The organism is Burkholderia pyrrocinia, from assembly GCF_001028665.1.
Lineage (GTDB): Bacteria > Pseudomonadota > Gammaproteobacteria > Burkholderiales > Burkholderiaceae > Burkholderia > Burkholderia pyrrocinia.
Genome location: NZ_CP011504.1, coordinates 2,028,803 through 2,042,941 on the forward strand (window position 1 = coordinate 2,028,803; position 14,139 = coordinate 2,042,941).

Annotated in this window: 17 protein-coding genes and 1 pseudogene; 5 read left to right on the forward strand and 13 right to left on the reverse strand. The window is 66.5% G+C overall.

Translation table 11 applies throughout. From position 1 onward, the window contains the following. Positions 1 to 48: 48 nt before the first annotated feature. Complete coding sequence (locus tag ABD05_RS25270; RefSeq protein WP_047902749.1) at positions 49 to 936, forward strand: DMT family transporter; 888 nt, start codon at positions 49 to 51, stop codon at positions 934 to 936. Between the two features lie 47 nt (positions 937 to 983). Here the strand turns inward: ABD05_RS25270 and ABD05_RS25275 are convergent, their stop codons facing one another. The 6 genes from ABD05_RS25275 to lysA all read right to left on the reverse strand — a co-directional run bounded on the left by ABD05_RS25275 (position 984) and on the right by lysA (position 6,823). Next, the gene (locus ABD05_RS25275) at positions 984 to 1,328 is read right to left on the reverse strand and encodes a DUF3088 domain-containing protein (protein ID WP_047902750.1); all 345 of its coding nucleotides are present in this window, start codon (positions 1,326 to 1,328) and stop codon (positions 984 to 986) included. A 76-nt stretch (positions 1,329 to 1,404) separates the two neighbouring features. Next, complete coding sequence (gene metC, locus ABD05_RS25280; protein WP_047902751.1) at positions 1,405 to 2,586, reverse strand: cystathionine beta-lyase; 1,182 nt, start codon at positions 2,584 to 2,586, stop codon at positions 1,405 to 1,407. A 65-nt stretch (positions 2,587 to 2,651) separates the two neighbouring features. Beyond that, positions 2,652 to 3,377: an amino acid ABC transporter ATP-binding protein gene (locus ABD05_RS25285; protein WP_047903790.1), complete on the reverse strand. Its 726-nt coding sequence runs from the start codon at positions 3,375 to 3,377 to the stop codon at positions 2,652 to 2,654. A 44-nt stretch (positions 3,378 to 3,421) separates the two neighbouring features. Further along, positions 3,422 to 4,081: an amino acid ABC transporter permease gene (locus ABD05_RS25290; protein WP_047902752.1), complete on the reverse strand. Its 660-nt coding sequence runs from the start codon at positions 4,079 to 4,081 to the stop codon at positions 3,422 to 3,424. Positions 4,082 to 4,148: 67 nt separating this feature from the next. Further along, positions 4,149 to 4,949: a transporter substrate-binding domain-containing protein gene (locus tag ABD05_RS25295; RefSeq protein ID WP_047902753.1), complete on the reverse strand. Its 801-nt coding sequence runs from the start codon at positions 4,947 to 4,949 to the stop codon at positions 4,149 to 4,151. 635 nt (positions 4,950 to 5,584) lie between these two features. Continuing rightward, positions 5,585 to 6,823 (reverse strand): diaminopimelate decarboxylase, encoded by a 1,239-nt coding sequence (gene lysA / locus ABD05_RS25300; protein WP_047902754.1) that lies wholly within the window; start codon positions 6,821 to 6,823, stop codon positions 5,585 to 5,587. 109 nt (positions 6,824 to 6,932) lie between these two features. On the opposite strand from lysA, the gene ABD05_RS25305 reads away from it, so the two are divergent. Together ABD05_RS25305 and ABD05_RS25310 are read left to right on the forward strand one after the other, a co-directional pair. Beyond that, complete coding sequence (locus tag ABD05_RS25305) at positions 6,933 to 7,847, forward strand: LysR family transcriptional regulator (protein WP_047902755.1); 915 nt, start codon at positions 6,933 to 6,935, stop codon at positions 7,845 to 7,847. Positions 7,848 to 7,904: 57 nt separating this feature from the next. Then, positions 7,905 to 8,504, forward strand: a complete 600-nt coding sequence (locus tag ABD05_RS25310; protein WP_047902756.1) for a GNAT family N-acetyltransferase — start codon at positions 7,905 to 7,907, stop codon at positions 8,502 to 8,504. 134 nt (positions 8,505 to 8,638) lie between these two features. Here ABD05_RS25310 and ABD05_RS25315 read toward each other — a convergent pair whose 3' ends face one another. The 5 genes and pseudogenes from ABD05_RS25315 to ABD05_RS25335 form a co-directional block, all read right to left on the reverse strand. After that, positions 8,639 to 9,217, reverse strand: a complete 579-nt coding sequence (locus tag ABD05_RS25315) for a DUF4142 domain-containing protein (RefSeq protein ID WP_047902757.1) — start codon at positions 9,215 to 9,217, stop codon at positions 8,639 to 8,641. 390 nt (positions 9,218 to 9,607) lie between these two features. Further along, a complete protein-coding gene (locus tag ABD05_RS25320; RefSeq protein ID WP_047902758.1) occupies positions 9,608 to 10,231 on the reverse strand; it encodes an HAD hydrolase-like protein in 624 nt (207 codons plus the stop codon). Between the two features lie 17 nt (positions 10,232 to 10,248). Continuing rightward, positions 10,249 to 11,079, reverse strand: a pseudogene (locus tag ABD05_RS25325) (substrate-binding domain-containing protein). Between the two features lie 228 nt (positions 11,080 to 11,307). After that, positions 11,308 to 11,574, reverse strand: a complete 267-nt coding sequence (locus ABD05_RS25330; RefSeq protein WP_047902759.1) for a Txe/YoeB family addiction module toxin — start codon at positions 11,572 to 11,574, stop codon at positions 11,308 to 11,310. Then, entirely contained in the window at positions 11,571 to 11,831 is a 261-nt protein-coding gene (locus tag ABD05_RS25335) for a type II toxin-antitoxin system Phd/YefM family antitoxin (RefSeq protein WP_047902760.1), read from the reverse strand. Before ABD05_RS25335 ends, ABD05_RS25330 begins: the two co-directional genes overlap by 4 nt. A 225-nt stretch (positions 11,832 to 12,056) precedes the next feature. Between ABD05_RS25335 and ABD05_RS25340 the strand changes: the two genes are divergently transcribed. After that, positions 12,057 to 12,500, forward strand: a complete 444-nt coding sequence (locus tag ABD05_RS25340; RefSeq protein ID WP_047902761.1) for a GNAT family N-acetyltransferase — start codon at positions 12,057 to 12,059, stop codon at positions 12,498 to 12,500. A 57-nt stretch (positions 12,501 to 12,557) separates the two neighbouring features. Then, positions 12,558 to 12,776, forward strand: coding sequence for a DUF1653 domain-containing protein (locus tag ABD05_RS25345; protein WP_047902762.1), 219 nt, complete (start codon positions 12,558 to 12,560; stop codon positions 12,774 to 12,776). 8 nt (positions 12,777 to 12,784) lie between these two features. On the opposite strand, the gene atpC is transcribed toward ABD05_RS25345, so the two are convergent. Next, positions 12,785 to 13,243: an ATP synthase F1 subunit epsilon gene (gene atpC, locus ABD05_RS25350; RefSeq protein WP_047902763.1), complete on the reverse strand. Its 459-nt coding sequence runs from the start codon at positions 13,241 to 13,243 to the stop codon at positions 12,785 to 12,787. A gap of 10 nt (positions 13,244 to 13,253) precedes the next feature. Continuing rightward, positions 13,254 to 14,123 carry an ATP synthase F1 subunit gamma gene (gene atpG, locus ABD05_RS25355; RefSeq protein ID WP_047902764.1) on the reverse strand — a complete coding sequence of 290 codons (870 nt, stop codon included), beginning with the start codon at positions 14,121 to 14,123 and terminating at the stop codon, positions 13,254 to 13,256. Positions 14,124 to 14,139: the final 16 nt, after the last annotated feature.

The following is a 14,139-nucleotide window of genomic DNA, read 5'->3' on the forward strand; positions in this document are numbered from 1 at the left end:
CCGGCGGCGGATGATTGGTCATCCACCTTTCCCCGTTCAGGATTTCCCGTGCAAAAGACGACCGACGGATGGCTCAGCGGCTTGCTGGGCGTGATCATCTTCAGTGGCTCGCTGCCCGCGACGCGTGTCGCGGTGCAGGGGCTCGACCCGCTGTTCCTCACATTCGCGCGCGCGACGATCGCCGGCGCGCTCGGCCTGCTGCTGCTCGTCGTGCTGAAGCAGAAGCGGCCGTCGCGGGCCGAGGCCGTGTCGCTGGCGATCGTCGCGCTCGGGGTCGTGGTCGGTTTCCCTTTGCTGACGGCGCTCGCGTTGAAGCATGTGACGTCCGCGCACGCGATCGTGTTCGTCGGGCTGCTGCCGCTCGCGACTGCGTTGTTCGGCGTGTGGCGCGGCGGCGAACGGCCGCGGCTGCCGTTCTGGATCTTCTCGATCGTCGGCAGCGGCGCGGTGGCCGCGTTTGCGCTGCGTAACGGCGGGCAGGCATCGGTGGTCGGCGATGCGCTGATGTTGGCCGCGATCGTCGCGTGCGGGCTCGGCTACGCGGAAGGCGCGCGGCTGTCGCGCGATCTCGGCGGCTGGCAGGTGATCTCGTGGGCGCTCGTGCTGTCGCTGCCGCTGATGCTGCCGCTCACGTGGCTTACGTGGCCCGCGTCGTTCGACGGCGTCGATGCCGCCGCGCTGTGGGGGCTCGCGTACGTGTCGCTGTTCAGCATGCTGATCGGCTTCGTGTTCTGGTATCGCGGGCTCGCGCTCGGCGGGATCGCGGGCGTCGGCCAGTTGCAGCTGCTGCAGCCGTTCTTCGGCTTCCTGCTGGCGGCCGGGCTGCTGCACGAGACGGTGCCGCCGTCGATGGTCGTCGTGACGGTCGTCGTGGTCGGCTGCGTGGCGGGCGCGAAGTACTTCTCGAAAATGGCGCCGGTGCAGCGCGCGGGGTGATGCTCGTTCCGTTCCGTGCCGTCGTTCGACGGCACGGAACGGCGTACTTACGCTACGTGTGCCACGTCGTATTGCGAAGACAGATACCGGCGGATATCGGCCGGCGAATCGATGAAGCGCCGGCCGTTGTGCTCGCGAATCGCGAGTGCGCCTTCCTTAGGCGCGCGCCCTTCGCCGAGCACGAGCACGGGCGCCGACTGGTTGTCCGCGCCGATCAGCGCGACGATCGGCTGGCGCGGCCGCGGCGCGTCGACGTATTCGACGTCGACGGCGTCGCGAAGCTGCGGGTAGAAGCTCAGCAACCCTTCGACGGAAACGGAGTCGCCGCAGTAGAACGGACCTTCGGAGTCCTTGAAAAAGCCGGGGCGAAGAATGAACAGCGTGTCTTTCATGATTGTCTCGCTATGAGAGTGGGACGAACGTTGAAGAAAACGTGATGCGGGGTGGCGCGTACTGCGTCGCCGGATTTCAGGCTTCCGCGAGCGCGGCGGCGCGCATCCTCGCGAAACCGGCGGCGAGGTCGGCGATCATGTCGTCGGGATGTTCGAGCCCCGCGTGAATCCGCAGCAGCGGGCCGGTTGCCGCCCATTGCGTGGCGGTGCGATGGCGCGACGGATTGGACGGGACGATCAGGCTTTCGAAGCCGCCCCAGCTATACCCCATGCCGAAGCACGTCATCCCGTCGAGCAGCGCGCGCACCGCATCGTCGGGCTGCGGATGCAGCACGATGCCGAACAGCCCGCACGCGCCGGTGAAATCGCGCTGCCACAGCGCATGGCCAGGGTCACCGGGCCGCGCCGGATACAGGATCTGCGCGACTTCCGGCTGTTGCGCGAGCCATTCGGTCAGCACATGTGCGTTGCGCTGGTGCCGCTCGAGCCGGACCGACAGCGTGCGCAGGCCGCGCAGCGCGAGATACGCGTCGTCGCCGCTGACGGTCATCCCGAGTTGCCGGTAGAAGCGCGTAACTTTCGGCGCGAGCGCCTCGGTCGTCAGGATTGCACCCATCAGCACGTCGGAGTGTCCGGCGATGTATTTCGTAGCGGCATGAATCGACACGTCGACACCATGCGAAAACGACCGGAAATTCAGCGGCGTGCCCCACGTGTTGTCGAGCAGCACGACCGCGCCGTGCCGGTGCGCGACGCGGCTGATGGCCGGGATGTCCTGCACTTCGAAGGTCAGCGAACCGGGCGATTCGGCAAATACCGCGCGCGTGTTCGGTCGCATCAGCGATGCGATGCCTGCGCCGATCGCGGGATCGTAGTAGGTCGTCTCGATGCCGAGGCGCGCGAGCGTCTCGTCGCAGAACGAGCGGGTCGGGTCGTACACGGAATCGGCCATCAGCAGATGGTCGCCGGGGTTCAGCACCGCGAGCAGCGCAGTCGTGATCGCGCTGAGGCCGCTCGGCGTCAGCAGCGCGGCGTGCGCGCCTTCGAGACGCGCGAGCGCTTTCTCGAGCGCGCGCGTGGTCGGGCTGCCGTGGCGCCCGTACGCGAGCGGCGTGCCGCGCACCGCGTCGAGCGCGTCGGTGCCGTGAAAGAGCAGCGTCGACTGGCGGTACACGGGCGGGTTCACGGGCGAACCCGGCTGGCCGTGCGAGCGGCCTTCGTGGGCGAGTACGGTGTCGGTCGAATGCAGGTGGTTCAAGATATCGTCCTTTGAGGGGCAATCAATCAATCGAAGCGAGGCGACGCGTGGCGGCCGAAGCGCGGTCAATGCAGGATCTTGTCGAGGAAGTCGCGTGCGCGTTCGGAGCGCGGCGCGGCGAAGAACCTGTCGCTGGCCGCGTCCTCGACCACCGCGCCCTGGTCCATGAAGATCACGCGATGCGCGACCTTCCGCGCGAAGCCCATTTCATGCGTGACGCAGACCATCGTCATCCCGTCGCGCGCGAGCTCGACCATCACGTCGAGCACTTCGTTGATCATCTCGGGATCGAGCGCCGAGGTCGGCTCGTCGAACAGCATCGCGACCGGGTTCATCGACAGCGCGCGCGCGATCGCGACGCGCTGCTGCTGACCGCCGGACAACTGCCCCGGATACTTGTGCGCATGCGCCTTCAGGCCGACGCGATCGAGCAGCTTCATGCCGGTCTCGACGGCCTCGTCCTTGCGGCGGCCGAGCACCTTGATCTGCGCGAGCGTCAGGTTCTCGGTGATCGACAGGTGCGGAAACAGCTCGAAGTGCTGGAACACCATGCCGACGCGGGCGCGCAATTGCGCGAGTTTCGCGCCGGGATCGCCGAGCCGCGTGCCGTCGACGGTGATGCTGCCTTTCTGGAACGGCTCGAGACCGTTGATCGTCTTGATCAGTGTCGACTTGCCGGAGCCCGACGGCCCGCACACGACGACCACTTCGCCTTTCGCGACCGCCGCGCTGCATGCCGAGAGGACCTGATGCTTGCCATACCATTTCGATACGTTGTCGAGCGTAATCATGTTCTGTCCGTCGTTGAGGTTCGGGATGAAAGTCCGGTACGCGTTCAATGCGTGGACGGCAGCGAAAGGCGTGTCTCGACGCGCCCCTGAAGCCGCGTGAGCAGCGTGCTCAGCACCCAGTAGATCGCTGCGGCGGCGAGATAGAGCGGCAGCGGCTGGAACGTCGCGGCGATCGCTTCCTGCGTCGAGCGCAGCAATTCGGTGACGGTGATCACCGAGACCAGCGACGTGTCCTTGATCAGGCTGATCAGCGTATTGCCGAGGCTTGGCACCGCGAGGCGCAACGCTTGCGGGCAGACGATGTGGCGCAGCGTCTGCATGTGCGTGAGGCCGAGGCTGTGCGCGGCCGCCCATTGCCCGCGGCCGATGCCGAGAATCGCGCCGCGCATGCTTTCCGACAGATAGGCGCCCGCGTTGAGCGTCAGCGTGAAGATGCCGGCCGTCGTCGGATCGAGCGTGATGCCGAGATCGGGCAGCCCGTAGTAGACGACGAACATCTGCACGAGCAGCGGCGTGCCGCGCATCAGGCTCACGTAGCCCTGCGCAAGCCCGGCCGCGAGCCGGTTGCTGCCGATGCGCATGATCGCGATCACGAGCCCGACGACGAGGCCGAGCGCCATCGACGCCACCGCGAACTTCAGCGTGAGCACCGCGCCCTTGACCATCACGGGCAGGGTATGAACGACCAGTTCGAGTGCTTCCATCACGTGTCTCCTGATTGTGTGCCGGACGGCCCGTGCGTTCGTGCGCGCGGGCTCGGGGCGGGCTGCGTTATTGCGTCACCGGCTTGGTCGTATCCGTGCCGAACCACTGCATCGAGATCTTCTTCAGCGTGCCGTCCTGCTGCAGCGACGCGACCGCATCGTCGATCGCCTTCGCGAACTTCGGATTGCCCTTGCGGAACGGGATGCCCATCCGGTCCTCGCCGCCCGCGAGCACTGAGCCGGGGCGCAGCGGCAGGTGCGAGTTCTTGATCAGGTAGCTGAGCATCAGGCGATCGTTGACCGCCGCGTCGATACGGCCCGCCGCGAGGTCGCGCAGGTTTTCCGGCGTGCCCGGGTAGACCTGCAGGTCGATCGCGGGCACGGTCTTGACGAGATCGACGTAGTTGCTGCCCATCGTCACGCCGACCTTCTTGCCCTTCAGTTCGTCGAGCGACTTGAATGCGCGCGTGTCGTTCTGCCGTTGCAACAGTTGCGCGGACGAATACACGTACGGTGCGCTGAAGTCGAGCGCCTGCTGGCGCGACGGCGTGATCGCGACCTGGTTGACGATCACGTCGAACTTGCCGGCCTGCAGGCCGGCGAGGATCCCGCTCCATTCGGTCGTGACGAACTGCGGCTTCACGCCGAGGCGCGCGGCGACGGCCTTCGCGACGTCGACGTCGAAGCCTTCGAGCTGTCCGTCGGCATTGCGGTAGTCGAACGGCGGGTAGGTGCCTTCCAGCGCGATCTTCAGGACTCCGGCCTGCTTGACGGTGTCGAGCAGGTCCGCCGCGTGCGACGTCGTGGCCGCGATGCAGAGGAGGGCGGCGGCGATGCCTTGCTTGAGCGTCGGGGTGAAGTGCTTCATGGTTGTCTCCGTGGTTGTTGTCGAAAATTCAGGGTGTGCGAAGCCGCGGCGACGGGCGGCGTCGTCGTGAGCGGGATGTCGTTGGAGCGCGTGGCGGCGCGAGTCGTCGCCGCCGTGCGTGATGCCGTGCGTTACGGCATGCGTTCGCGCGCGATGGTGGATCGGCGCGAGTGCGGATGAACGAGCGAGAAGCGTGAGCGGGCGCAGCGTGACGCGTGAGCGGGCCGCGCGGCATACGTGTCGAACGTGTTCCGGTGTGCGGCGAAGAGTTCAAGCATGCTGTTCATGATTGCCCGTGCAGCTTTGCGAGAGTGGTAGGCCGGTGCATCGTCGATGCGTATCCGGCGACAAGAATGCTGTGCGACTGAGGGCAATCTTAGGTTTATCAAAAGGGAATGTGTTTCCAAAGATGCACGCACTTTCTACGCGCTGTGGAATGTTTTTCTCTGCGTGCGAAAGGTGGCGCAAGCGATCTGCTGCGGTTGCGCACGATGTGAGGCATCAGGTGCTACGGTGTGGCCGGACGGTTGCTCCGAATCGCGATCGGGTGAACCGGCAACACGCCGAAAAGCAAAACGGCCAGGCTGCCGGTAGCGGCAAGCCTGGCCGTTGGCCTTCGTATCGACGAAAGCGCGTTACTCGAACGTCTCGAGCGCGAGCAGTTCGTCGATGGTTTGCCGGCGGCGGATCAGCCGCGGCGTGCCGCGATCGACGAGCACTTCCGGCGCGAGCGGCCGGCTGTTGTAGTTCGAGGACATCGACGCGCCGTACGCGCCCGCGTCGTGCAGGAACAGCAGGTCGCCGATCTGCGGCTGCGCGAGCTTGCGGTGCGTGACCACGCCGCCCGCATCCTGCGTGAACACGTCGCCCGATTCGCACAGCGGCCCCGCGATCGCGAGGTCGACGAGCGGCCGGCCGGCGGGCAGCGCGCCGTCGTGCGTGTGCACGGACACCGCGTGGTAGCTGCCGTACATCGACGGGCGCATCAGGTCGTTGAAGCCCGCGTCGATCAGCACGAAATCATGCTTCGGCCGGCGGTTGACGGCCTGCACTTCAGTGACGAGCGTGCCGGCTTCGGCGACGAGGAAGCGGCCCGGTTCGATCTCGATGCGCACCGGGTGGCCGAGATGCCGTTCGATCCGCTTGCGCGCGGCGTCCCACTGGCTGAAGTAGTGGCCGACGTCGACGCGCGGCTCGCCGTCGCGATACGGGATCGACAGGCCGCCGCCGGCCGAGATCGCGTCGATGTCATGGCCGAGCGACGTGACGAGATCGACCATCGCATCGCACACCTGCGACAGGTGGCCGTAGTCGACGCCCGAGCCGATATGCATATGGATGCCGACGAGCTTCAGCCCGTACTGGCGCACGATCTCGATCGCGCGCGGCACGTCGTCGATCCAGATGCCGTGCTTGCTCTGCGGGCCGCCGGTGTTGGTCTTGTTGCTGTGGCCGTGCCCGAAACCGGGGTTGACGCGCAGCCACACGCGGTGGCCCGGTGCGTGCTCGCCGATGCGCGCGAGCATGTCGAGCGAACCCGCGTTCACGGTCACGCCGTGCTTCAGCACGGCCGCGAGCGTCGGACGGTCGATCAGGTCGGCCGTGAACACGACGCCTTCGGGTTCGCCTGCCGGACTGAACCCGGCCGCGAGGCTGCGCTCGATCTCGCCGAGCGACACGGCGTCGACGCACGCGCCTTCCTCGCGCATCAGCTTCAGGATGTGGATGTTCGAATTCGCCTTCTGCGCGTAGCGGATCACGTCGAACTGGCGAAGTTGGGCGATGCGGTCGCGGATGACGTCGGCGTCGTACACCCACAGCGGGGTGCCGTATTGCTGCGCGAGCGTCGCGAGCTGGCGGGAATCGAGGGACATGGCGGATGAATCGAGTCGAATGAACGGATAGCGTGAATGATGCGCCTGTTCGGCTATACAGTAAAATGCCTGTTGTTCGACATTCGATTCATTCCTGATATAGAAGATCATGCTCACGCATCGTCATATCGAGGTCTTTCGCGCGCTGATGGTGACCGGCAGCACGACGCGCGCGGCCGAGATGCTCTATACGTCGCAACCGACGATCAGCCGCGAGCTCGCGCGGATGGAGCAGGTGGTCGGCTTCGCGCTGTTCGAGCGCACGCACGGCCGGCTGCGGCCGACGATGGCCGCGCTCACGCTGTTCGACGATGTCCGGCTCGCCTATGTGGGGCTCGAACGCGTCGCGGCGACGGCCGCGCGCCTGCGCGAGTTTCGCGATGGCCAGCTTTCGGTGATCGCGCTGCCGGCGTTCTCGCACGCGATCCTGCCCGGCGCGTGCCGGCGTTTCCACGAAGCGCACGCGGGCGTCAGCGTGTCGGTCGAGACGCAGGAATCGCCGATGCTCGAAGAGTGGCTGACCGCGCAACGTTACGACCTCGGGCTGACCGAGCACGACGTCGCGCCGGCCGGCACCGTGCTCACGCCGCTGCTCGAAGTCGACGAAGTGTGCGTGTTGCCCGACGGCCATCCGCTGCTCGCGCAGGATGCGATCGACCTGCCGGATCTCGCCGATCGGCCGTTCGTGAGCCTGTCGCTGAACGATCCTTACCGCATCCTGATCGACGAGGCGTTTGCGCAGTTGGGCGTTGCGCCGCGCTCGGTGGTCGAAACGCCGTCGGCCGTGTCGGTGTGCGCGTTCGTGCGGCAGGGGCTCGGCGCCGCGATCGTCAATCCGCTGACCGCGCTCGATTTCGTCGGGCGCGACCTGCACGTGCGGCCGCTCACGCGGTCGTTCCCGTACCGGGTCAGCATGATCGTGCCCGAGCACCGGCCGAAGAACCTGCTCGTCGATGCGTTTGCCGATGCGCTGCGCGGCGAGGCGAAGGCGATCCGTCGCCGGCTCGCCGCGCACCTCGGTTGAGCAGCGCCGTATGATGACCGTTTCGCCGCCATCGTCCTCACTTTCCGGAAATCCGTCATGATCGACGCTTCATCTTCCGTCGAACAACCGACCCTCACCGGCGCGCGCGTCGAATTGCGGCCGCTCGAAGCATCCGACCGGCAGGCGCTGCTCGATGCTGCCGCGGACGGCCAGTTGTGGAACCTGAAGGTCACGGTCGTGCCGGGTGCGGAGACGATCGACGCGTACATCGACACGGCATTGCAGGGGCGCGCGGCCGGCACCGTGATGCCGTTTGCGATCGTCGATCGCGCATCGGGCCGCGTGATCGGCAGCACGCGTTTCTGGAAGATCGATCGCAAGAATCGCAAGCTCGAGATCGGCCATACATGGTTGAGCGAATCGGCGCAGCGCACGCGTGCGAATACCGAAGCGAAGTGGCTGTTGCTGACCTATGCGTTCGACACGCTGCACTGCGTACGCGTGCAGTTCACGACCGACGAGCTGAACGAGAAATCGCGCGCGGCGATTCTGCGGCTCGGCGCGAAGCAGGAAGGGATCGTGCGTCACGAACGGATCATGCCGGACGGCCGCAAGCGCAATTCGGTGCGCTTCAGCATCATCGACGAAGAGTGGCCGCACGTGCGTGCGGGGTTGATGGCGAAGCTCGCGACGTAGCGCATAGCGCGTGAGGTGCAGCGCGTTCGTTCGCGGGTCGGACGGTCAGACGTGCATCGCGCAGCGGCGGGGGAGGTGGCTGCGCGACGACAGGGGAAAGCTGTGCGCCGCGCACGAGGCGCGGCGCTGCATCGTTACTGCGCCGATGCGAGGTGGTGACGCTCCGCGAGTTTCTGCGCGTCCGCGTAGTGCTTTTGCAGGATCGGCAGCGACTGGCGTGCGACTTCCTTCAGCTTCGTGTCGCGGCCCGATGCGATTTCGGCCTGGAAGGCCGAGATCGTCTTCTGCTGGCCGGCGAGCGCGACCTGCTCGATATACGCCTTGTCGAACTCGGCGCCGCGCAGGCTCTTGATGCTGTTCAGCACGGTCGTGTCCGGGTCGTTGGCCGGCACGTCGACGCCGCGCGGGCTTGCCGCGCGCATCGCCTGGATGATCTTTTCATCGTCGGTCGACACGCGTTGCGCGAAGGCCTTCACCTGGCTGTCCGACGTGCGTGCATCGGCGATGCGTGCCGCGTCGTGCTGCGTCGACACGGTCTTCGTGCCGTCCGTGATGAAGGCCTGATCGGCTTCGTGAATGCGCGTCGCGGCGGCGGCCGGCGCGGCGGGTGCCGGTTGCGCGGTTTGTGCTGTTTGTGCGGTCGCCGTCACGGCGACGAGAAGCAGGCCAGCGGCAGACAAGGCAAGGCGCGAGATGTGGGGAAAGCGGTTCATGGGACCTCCTTTCGATCGGGGCTCTGGTTAAAAAACGGATGACGTGATCCGTAGCTGTGCGAGAGACCGGGCGCGCCCGGGCCGGATTCGACCGCCGCTCTGCCGCGGCGCCGGTCGAAGTGTGTCCCGGCCCGACTGATTCTAGGAGAGCGGTCGGGTAGCAGGTGCAACCGTGCTGTGGTTTGTGTAACGGTTGGTAAGACGAATCGATGAGCCCGTGCGCGTAGCGGTATTGCGTACCTGGTGCACGCGCGGTGGCGGCAATTTTTGCGGGCATGCGGTGTGCGGGATGCACGTGCGTGTCATCTGCATTTCATCGTTGTGCCGCTGTTGCCGTGTCGTGCGCGTCGAGCGACGTGCGGACTCGAGCGTGCAATGCGCTTGAACGCGTCACACGCGATCGAGCAGCGCATCGAGACGCGACAGCAACGGCGTTGCGCAATGCGCCTGCAACGCGTCAGGTGCGGTGTAGCCCCACGCGACCCCCTGGAATGCGATGTGCGCGCGTCGTGCCGCGTCGGCATCGCGGATTTCGTCGCCGACATACAGCACTTCGTCGGCGCGCACGCCGGCCTCGCGAACGAGCGCGCGCAGACGACGTGCCTTGCCGAACAGCGGAATGCCGCACGCGAAGGTGTCGACGCGGCCGCTGGCGCGCGGACCGAGCCGGTCGCGCACGATGTCCTCGCTGTTCGACGTCGCGATCGCGATGCGGATGCCGCGCGCGGCGAGCGCGTCGAACGTGTCGTCCACGCCGGGGAACAGCATCACTTGCGCGACGCGCGGCCGCATCAGGCGGCGCATGTCGATCGTCACGCGCGGCACTTTCCACATCGGCACGTCGAGCGCGCGGATGATGTCGCGCGCCGACATGCCGCGCAGCGCCGGACGCAACTCGGGCGTGGCGTCGCGAAAGCCGTGCAGGCGTGACGCTTCCGACAGCGCCGCGAGAAAGCTGTCGAGCGAATCGGCGAGCGTGCCGTCGAAGTCGAATGCGATGAGGCGGTAGGGCATGTGGCGGTATGACGGGTTTATTGGCTGGGCGACATTGTCACCGAATCGAGGCCGGTCGCCTGCACGACCGGCTGCGCCTGCGGCGACGCGAGATAGTCGAGCAGCTTCTTCGCATCGTCGGGATGATCCGCGCCGACCGGAATGCCGCCCGCGAAGCGCGTGACCGACTGCACGGATTCGGGCACCTTGCCCGCATACGTGACGCCGGGCACCGGCAGCAATTCGCTGACCTGCTGGAAGCCGATTTCGTAGCCGCCGTTCGCGACGACGGACGCAACCGGGATGCGCGGCACCATCGTCGCCTTCGGCTTCACCTGATCCTCGACACCGAGCTTCCGGAACATTTCCTTTTCGACGTAGACGCCGCTCGCGCTGTCCGACTACGCGACCGATTTCGCGTGCAGCAGCACGTCCTTCAATTGCTCGACGGTGCCGATGTCGGGCTTCGGCGCGCCGGCGCGCACGACCATGCCGATTCGCGAATCGGCGAGTTCGACGCGCGAGGCGGGAATCACCTTGCCTTCCTTGATCAGTTGGTCGAGCGTGTAGCCGACCATGATCAGCACGTCGGCTTTCTCGCCGCGCGCGAGGCGATTCGGAATCGCTTCCTTCGACTGGCCCATCGACGGGCCGGAGAGGGTCTCGAGCGTGTCGCCGGACGCGGCCGTGAAACCGGGGCCGAGCTGCTTGTACGCAGCGGTGAAGCCGCCGGAGATCATCACGCGCAGCTCGGTCGCTGCGGCCGGCAGCGCGGCGGACGCGAGCGCGACGGCGGCGAGCCAGAATGCGGCGTGGCGGGGGAAGGGTCGAGGGGTGGCAGGGGCGGTGAGTGCAGCACGGTTGCGCATCGGGTGTCTCCTTCCTGTCTTGTCTGTCGTTGGGAGCGTGCACGGTTGTAACAGGCCGGCACGGGCTACATCATCCACCGAAATGCGTGTGCGGGTAAGCGGGCGAGTGCAGCGAGCGTTGCCGGCCGGCGCGCGACACGTGAAAGCCCGGCCGCTTCCGCTGAAGCGTTGCAAGGCCGACCGGGCATTGCCGGCGTGAGGCGGAGAGGGGGAGTGCGCCGGAGGGGGCTACTCGTAGTGATAGCGGCAGGACACGATGCTGATCTGAAGGTCGTCAGCCTCGTAGACCAGGCGGTTCGTGTCGTCGATACGGCGCGACCAGAAGCCGGAGAGATTGGCCTTTAACGGTTCGGGTTTACCGATGCCTTCGAACGGCGTCCGCTGGGCTTCGCGAATGAGCTGGTTGATGCGCCTGAGCGTCTTGCGATCCTGCCCTTGCCAATAGACATAGTCGTCCCACGCGTCGGAAGTAAAGAGCACGCGGCGTACGCTCATTCATCATCCTCGGCGAGCTTGTGTTCTTTCGTCTTGCCCTTGCGCAGTTGCGCGATCGAACGTTCGAGATGGGCCACGTTGGCCGGCGAGCGCAGCAAGTGAACCGTCTCCATCAGGCTGTCGTAGTAGTCCTGCGACATGATGACGGCGTTCGGTGCATCGCGGCGCGTGATGAGCGTCACGTCCGCATCGTCGACGACCTGGTCGATGACGGTCTTCAGATTGCCGCGGGCATCCGAAAAATGAATCGTGCGCATGATTTGCCTCACTTGTACATATAAAGGTACAAGTATAGCACGGCCGATAAAATATGTACGAGTTGCTGTACAAGTCGCCCGGTGGCCGAGCGTGGTTCCGCGCCGTCGTCCGGCGAGAGGATTCTCATTTGTCGTGCAGCAGCGGGGCGGTGGTGCCGCTTGTAGCCCGCCGCACAGCGCGGTATCGTCGATGCTCCGCCTTCCGCCCCCTACCGGAGAACAGACGTGCCCGCAGCCACCCCCGCCACGCTGAGATTTTCCACCGACAAGCGCGAACTCGACATCGACGCGATCTTCGACTTCCTGCATCGCGACGCGTATTGGTCGCAGGGCATTCCGCGCGATGTGGTCGAGCGTGCGATCGACGGTTCGCTGTGTTTCGGCGCGTATGTCGGCGACCGGCTCGTCGGGTTTGCGCGGCTCGTCACCGATCACGCGACGTTCGCGTACCTGTGCGACGTGTTCGTGCTGCCGGCCGAACGCGGCAACGGCTACGGCCGCGCGCTGATCGATCACGTGTTCGCGCAGGAGATGGTGCAGCGCCTGCGTCGCATCATGCTCATGACGACCGACGCGCACGAGCTGTACCGGCCGGTCGGCTTCGGGCCGTCCGCGAATCCCGAGCGGCTGATGGAGATCCGCCGCCCCGACATCTACGCGAAACGCTGACGCGCGACGCAGCGCATACAATACGCGCTTTCCGTTTTTGCCGAAGAGAAACACATCATGACCGAACAGGAAGCCGAACAACTCGCGACGCATCGCCACTACAAGGGCGGTTTGTACCGCTACATCGGCGTCGCCCGCCATTCCGAAACCGAGGAATCGGTGGTCGTGTACGAGCATCTGTGGCCGCATGAGCGCGGGCTGTGGGTGCGGCCGGAGGCGATGTTCAACGGCAATCTCGAAGACGGCACGCCGCGTTTTCGCAAGCTGCGCGACTGAGCGGGCGTCTAGCCGGCGCCGCCCGGCTTGTCGTGCGGCGCCGGTTGCCGCAGCGCCATCGTGAAGAAGCGCCGGATCTCATCCATCAGTTCCGCGCGGGCCGACGCGAAATCGAACGCGCGCCGGTTTTCGTGCGCGTAGCGCCGACGCCAGTCGTCGGCCGCGTGCCGCGCTTCGCGTGCGCGCAGATCGTCGAGTTCGGGCGTGCGCAGCGCGTGGTCGGCGATCAGTATCACGCCGTCGCGGCTGATCTCCAGCACGCCGCCCGCGACGAGCAGGCGGCGATGCTCGCCGGTCGACGCATCGACGAGCGTCACGATGCCGGGCCGGATCCGCGTGAGCAGCGGCGCATGGTGCGGGTAGATCCCCAGTTCTCCGCTTTCCCCCGGGACGACGACGAAATGCGCGTCGCCGGCATACAGCACCGCTTCCACGCTCACGATGTCGAGCCTCATCGACGTCTTCATGCGCACTCCTTCATACCGCCGCCGCGCCGGCGACGATTTCGCACAGCTCGGTGGTGATCTGCGCCTGTCGCGTCTTCTGGTACAGGTGCCGCAGTTCGCGCAACACGCGGTCGGCGTTGTCCGTCGCGGTCTGCATGCTGAACATCCGCGCGCATTGCTCGCACGCATAGTTCTCGACGACGGCCTGATAGAGCGTTGCCTCGACGTAGCGCAGCAGCAACGTGTCCACGACCGGTTTGGGCGCGGGCTCGTACAGATAGTCGGAGGCCTCCGCGCCGTCGGCCGGCGCGCCGGTGTCGAGCCCCGCGATCGGCAGCATCGCATCGATGCGCGGCTCGTACGCGAGCGGGCTCGTCAGCCGGTTGTAGGCGACGTGCACTTCGTCGAGTTCGCCGTTGACGAACGCGGTCAGCGGCACGAGCAGCGCGCCGAGCAACTGTTCGAAGTGCGGTTCGGCGGCCAGGCCGCTCGCGCGCGCCGTGATGGTCGCACCGTGGCGCATCAGCGGCGCGATGCCGCGCGCACCGATCACGCTCAGTTCGCACGTGACGCCGGTGCGGTCCCAGCGTTCGAGCGCATCCACGCATTCGACGAGCAGCCGCGCATTGAGCGGGCCGCACAGCCCGCGATCGGTGCTGACGACGATCAGGCCGACGCGGCGCACGGGATCGCGCCGCGCCATCAACGCGGACACGTGGTCGGGGCGGTCGCGCAGCACGCGTTCGGCCATGGCGCCGATGCGCGCCGCATACGGCCGGAACTCGCGCGCGCGGCGCTGCGCGCTCGCCATCTTGGTGCGCGCCATCATTTCCATCGCCTTGGTGATCTTGCGCGTGGACGACGTACTGGCAATCTTCGAGCGGATTTCGCGTATGTGCATGTCAGCGGGGCGTCGC

Excerpts from the sequence above, each read along its gene's own strand:
- ABD05_RS25315 (WP_047902757.1), bottom strand. The coding sequence starts at position 9,217 with ATGAACCGCTTTCCCCACATCTCGCGCCTTGCCTTGTCTGCCGCTGGC.
- ABD05_RS25305 (WP_047902755.1), top strand. The coding sequence starts at position 6,933 with ATGCTCACGCATCGTCATATCGAGGTCTTTCGCGCGCTGATGGTGACC.
- ABD05_RS25275 (WP_047902750.1), bottom strand. The coding sequence starts at position 1,328 with ATGAAAGACACGCTGTTCATTCTTCGCCCCGGCTTTTTCAAGGACTCC.
- atpG (WP_047902764.1), bottom strand. The coding sequence starts at position 14,123 with ATGCACATACGCGAAATCCGCTCGAAGATTGCCAGTACGTCGTCCACG.
- ABD05_RS25310 (WP_047902756.1), top strand. The coding sequence starts at position 7,905 with ATGATCGACGCTTCATCTTCCGTCGAACAACCGACCCTCACCGGCGCG.
- ABD05_RS25295 (WP_047902753.1), bottom strand. The coding sequence starts at position 4,949 with ATGAAGCACTTCACCCCGACGCTCAAGCAAGGCATCGCCGCCGCCCTC.
- ABD05_RS25335 (WP_047902760.1), bottom strand. The coding sequence starts at position 11,831 with ATGCGCACGATTCATTTTTCGGATGCCCGCGGCAATCTGAAGACCGTC.
- ABD05_RS25290 (WP_047902752.1), bottom strand. The coding sequence starts at position 4,081 with ATGGAAGCACTCGAACTGGTCGTTCATACCCTGCCCGTGATGGTCAAG.
- ABD05_RS25285 (WP_047903790.1), bottom strand. The coding sequence starts at position 3,377 with ATGATTACGCTCGACAACGTATCGAAATGGTATGGCAAGCATCAGGTC.
- atpC (WP_047902763.1), bottom strand. The coding sequence starts at position 13,243 with ATGAAGACGTCGATGAGGCTCGACATCGTGAGCGTGGAAGCGGTGCTG.
- ABD05_RS25330 (WP_047902759.1), bottom strand. The coding sequence starts at position 11,574 with ATGAGCGTACGCCGCGTGCTCTTTACTTCCGACGCGTGGGACGACTAT.
- ABD05_RS25320 (WP_047902758.1), bottom strand. The coding sequence starts at position 10,231 with ATGCCCTACCGCCTCATCGCATTCGACTTCGACGGCACGCTCGCCGAT.
- lysA (WP_047902754.1), bottom strand. The coding sequence starts at position 6,823 with ATGTCCCTCGATTCCCGCCAGCTCGCGACGCTCGCGCAGCAATACGGC.
- ABD05_RS25345 (WP_047902762.1), top strand. The coding sequence starts at position 12,558 with ATGACCGAACAGGAAGCCGAACAACTCGCGACGCATCGCCACTACAAG.